Source organism: Neosynechococcus sphagnicola sy1 (assembly GCF_000775285.1).
Taxonomy (GTDB): Bacteria; Cyanobacteriota; Cyanobacteriia; order Neosynechococcales; family Neosynechococcaceae; genus Neosynechococcus; species Neosynechococcus sphagnicola.
In genome coordinates, this window is record NZ_JJML01000070.1 from 1 (window position 1) to 3,867 (window position 3,867).

6 protein-coding genes are annotated in these 3,867 nt (G+C 48.7%); 4 read left to right on the plus strand and 2 right to left on the minus strand.

Translation table 11 applies throughout. The features are described 5' to 3' along the window. Window positions 1-211: 211 nt before the first annotated feature. Both DO97_RS19195 and DO97_RS27895 read right to left on the minus strand, forming a co-directional pair. The gene (locus tag DO97_RS19195) at window positions 212-514 is read right to left on the minus strand and encodes a formylglycine-generating enzyme family protein (protein WP_052128971.1); all 303 of its coding nucleotides are present in this window, start codon (window positions 512-514) and stop codon (window positions 212-214) included. Window positions 515-735: 221 nt separating this feature from the next. Next, window positions 736-867 (minus strand): hypothetical protein, encoded by a 132-nt coding sequence (locus DO97_RS27895; RefSeq protein ID WP_275575065.1) that lies wholly within the window; start codon window positions 865-867, stop codon window positions 736-738. A gap of 327 nt (window positions 868-1,194) precedes the next feature. Between DO97_RS27895 and DO97_RS23445 the strand changes: the two genes are divergently transcribed. The 4 genes from DO97_RS23445 to DO97_RS19210 all read left to right on the plus strand — a co-directional run bounded on the left by DO97_RS23445 (window position 1,195) and on the right by DO97_RS19210 (window position 3,733). After that, window positions 1,195-1,635 (plus strand): SDR family NAD(P)-dependent oxidoreductase, encoded by a 441-nt coding sequence (locus DO97_RS23445; RefSeq protein ID WP_052128972.1) that lies wholly within the window; start codon window positions 1,195-1,197, stop codon window positions 1,633-1,635. Further along, complete coding sequence (locus DO97_RS24190; protein WP_156120679.1) at window positions 1,550-1,936, plus strand: hypothetical protein; 387 nt, start codon at window positions 1,550-1,552, stop codon at window positions 1,934-1,936. The genes DO97_RS23445 and DO97_RS24190 overlap by 86 nt, the downstream gene beginning before the upstream one ends. A gap of 330 nt (window positions 1,937-2,266) precedes the next feature. Continuing rightward, window positions 2,267-2,818, plus strand: coding sequence for a sigma-70 family RNA polymerase sigma factor (locus tag DO97_RS19205; RefSeq protein WP_036536609.1), 552 nt, complete (start codon window positions 2,267-2,269; stop codon window positions 2,816-2,818). A 156-nt stretch (window positions 2,819-2,974) separates the two neighbouring features. Beyond that, window positions 2,975-3,733 (plus strand): anti-sigma factor, encoded by a 759-nt coding sequence (locus DO97_RS19210; RefSeq protein ID WP_036536606.1) that lies wholly within the window; start codon window positions 2,975-2,977, stop codon window positions 3,731-3,733. The last annotated feature ends 134 nt before the right edge of the window (window positions 3,734-3,867 follow it).

The following is a 3,867-nucleotide window of genomic DNA, read 5'->3' on the forward strand; positions in this document are numbered from 1 at the left end:
TGGTTTCTTTTTCCCGCCCCTTACCAAGGGGAGGGCTAGGGTGGGGTGGCTTATAGGTCATTTGCCATTTTTAAAGTGCTAAGGGCAAGAGGGCAAAGGGCTACAGAGTCCTAGGGGCAACACAAACAACTCGAAAACCGATGTAGAAGTTCCTGTCGTCGGGATTGATCCTGAAACGAACCGCAGAGCGACAATACCTGGGAGTGTTGCCCTAAGAGCCGCCGCGTCGAACATGATACAGATTTTCATGATTATTCAACCAGGCACTACCGTCATCAGGGATTTTGGTGTAATCAGAGTGCCAGTGGTCTAAACACCACTCCCAGACATTGCCGTGCATATCGTACAAGCCAAATTGGTTAGGAGGAAATTTGCCGACAGGGGTGGTGTTACCCAGAGATTTATCCTTTTTTTCTTTTCGATAGGTATAGCCAGAAGCATAATTGGCGAGTTTGCTGGTGATCGTCTCGCCAAAATAAAAGGGCGTGGTGGTGTCAGCCCGTTGAGTAGACAAAAGTTTCGATTTTCATAGCATCACAACATCTTTAAAGTGGCTGTATAGCTTCCAAGAAGGAGCTTTCAGACTCTTACATCTGGAGGAAAAACGATCAGATGGACAAGATCCATTTTAACTGCTGTTTGGACTTCATCGCGAAGTTCTGCGTCATTGCAAACTTCGCGTGTACACATGTTCTGCCTCATGTTCAGGCATGGACTGTGTCTCACACTACGAATTTAGTGTGCACCCACATCGCTGGAAAAGCCGGCAATTTGCTGCTTGATACCCATGCCCCCGACTAAAAAAGCGTGGGAGGGACTGCTGCCTAGATCCCCACTTTCACGGGGAGGATCTAAGTGCTTGATCACCTTTAGACCCCCTGTAGTCCCCCTTGGCAAGGGGGACATCGACTATAATCTAAATGTTAATCGCCATCGGGCACTCCGAATCTATTGCACCCAGAGAAGATATTCCTCCCAAGCGTGTCCCCAGAGGAGACAGGTGCGAGAGTAACAGCGGGTGCGAGTAGCTTCAGACGTGGAAATTTCCAATAAACACGATCTCAATGCAGCAACGAAATGCGATTGTCGTCACAGGTGCTTCGTCTGGCATTGGACGGGCTTGTGCCCTGGAACTTGACAAGGCGGGTTATCAGGGTTTTTGCTACTGTTCGCCAGGAAAAGGACGCTGCGTCATTGAAGCAGGCAGCTTCGGGAAATTTGATTCCAGTTCCCATGGATGTCACGGATGAATCTTCGATTGCCTCGGCAGTTGGCATTGTGACTGAGTCCGTCGGTGGTGCTGGCCTGTCGGGATTGGTGAACAACGCGGGGGTCGGCTTGCCTGGCCCGATAGAACTCTTAGCCCCCAATGACCTGCGCCGCCAATTCGAGGTCAACGTCATCGGACAGGTGATGGTAACCCAGGCTTTCCTGCCGCTGATTCGGCAGTCCCGAGGGCGAATTATCAATATCGGCTCTGTTGGGGGCAAGATTACCATCCCCTTTGGTGGGGCTTTATGCGCCTCGAAGTATGCCATTGAAGCTATCAATGATGCCCTACGGATGGAACTTTACCCATCGGGGGATTCACGTTGTCCTGGTTGCTCCAGCGGGTATTTCGACCCCGGCAGTTGATCGTCTACTCCAAGATGGCGAGACTGCCATTCAGCAATTCTCTTCGGCAGGACGCCAGCATTATGAACAGTCGTTCAGGCGGTTTCTCACCACCGCCGTTGCCCGCGAAAAAAAGGGGAGCCCACCAGAAGTCGTAGCCCAGACGGTACTGGAAGCTTTAAACGCTCGAACACCCAAGACGCGCTACCCGGTGGGTGCCGATGCCACTGTCTTAACCTGGATGCCTCGACTGTTGCCAACCCGATGGCTGGATCAACTTCGCTTTAAGTTATTTGGGTTACCCCGGAAATTTGGCAGTTGAACCAACGGCGATTGAGTCGGCAGCAGCGATGGTGACATGTTCCGAAATGCTCCCAAGGCTCAGAAAATCCCAAACCCTAGGATCACCACCACGATTAGCCAGTGGCGTTTTTCATGGGCTGGGTCTGGTTAATGTTCCGGGTGAGTTAATTTCCACCAGGTTCTTTACCTTATATCAGCTACCTTCAAAGTAGCGACAGCCAGGAAGAGGCGTAGATGATAGATTAACGTAGATTTTCCCCATCAATTCGGATTGGCCTGGGTTAATCTAGTGCTGAAACTGGCTCACCAGAACCAAGTTAGTTACGTTACTGCCGGATATTGGATCAACATGCCCGAATCTGAGTCTTCTCAAGAACACTCTGCTGAGTCAAGATCAATTAATCGTGATCAATTTATTCACCTCTACGATACCTATGGGCAGCAGATGTATAGTCTGGCATTGAGGATGCTAGAGAATGCTCAGGAAGCGGAGGATCTGATACAAGATGTTTTTCTGGGGCTGTGGAAGCAATTCAATTTTGATCCGCAGCGAGGTTCCCTGAAAACGTTTCTCTTGGTTTTGGTTCGCTCTCGTGCCTTAGATCGCATCCGCACCCGTAAGGTCTCCCAGAAGTTACTCCAGCAACAGAAATGGGAGACAAATTTTTTATCTGACTTATCGATCGGGGCACTACAGAACGAAGAAACCATTCAGCAGGTCAGGGCTGCGATCGCTCAATTGCCAGAACAACAACGACATGCCATTGAATTGGCCTATTTTAAAGGTCTCAGTCAGTCTGAAATTTCTGAGCGATTAGGAATGCCTCTGGGAACGGTCAAGAGTTGGTTCCGTTTAGGGTTTCGCAAATTACGGACTGAATTAGGTAACAACAAATACTAGTGTACGTAGATATCTTGGAGGGGCTGACGTTGATTTTGAAAGTGATCTAAATCATTCTTGGCAACGTATTTACTATAGGATGAGAGGGAAAATCTCTCATCCTATAGTTTCTCATCCTATAGTTAAAGTATCTGCGGAGTCGCTGACCTGCACACCATGAGCATAGATCGCTACAGCCCAGAGGAACGCGAACACATTGAAGAACTGCTAGCAGGGGCATCGCTAGATGCATTGTCCACAGAAGACATAGCTCAGTTTGAAGACTATTTACAGAAAGACCCTGCCCTTTCCCAAGAACTGCAATATTATCTTGTCTGTGCAACTAGCTTTGCAGAGGACATTCCCCAAGTGTCTCCGTCTCCATCTCTCCGAGAGCGAATTATCAAACTGTCTGACCCTAAGCCATCGGTGGTTTCTTGGCGATCGCGCCTTGCCCGGTTCCGGCAGCAGGATCTGGCGATCGCAGCAGGATTGTTGATGTTGTTGGTTACTGGGTTGAATAACTTAGGTTTACAACACCAACTTGGTATTGCCCAAGCTAAACTCGATAGTCTCCAGGGTGAAAAGACCTATCTCTTTACCCTCAAGGGAACCCCAATTCAACACTCAGCTGTTGGCATCGTCGTGCTGGATGCAGTCTCGAACCGAGCCACCCTTGCCTTTCAAAATTTGAGTCCTCTCAAACCTGGCGAGTCGTATCACATGTGGGCTGTCATTGGTTCTAAAGTAGTTTCCTGTGGCCAGTTCCATGCGAATTCATTGCATCGAGTGATGGAAACCATTCCAGTTCCTGCCAATGTTTACAATGAAGAAACCGAAGCAGCAGGCTTCACCTTATTCGTGACGATTGAGTCTACTGAAAACGTGTCTCATCCCAGTTTAACTGTGGCTTTGAAAGCAACTGCTGAGATTTAGCGATCTCAGCACTAATCTCAGCCCTAATTGGTAAACTTTAGAAAGTCAGCTCTCAGGCTGTATTAAGAAATCATCGAGCCTTTTTCTAGGAGTGTAGTTCCAAATCAAATAGACTGTCTTCTCCAGCTTCCAAA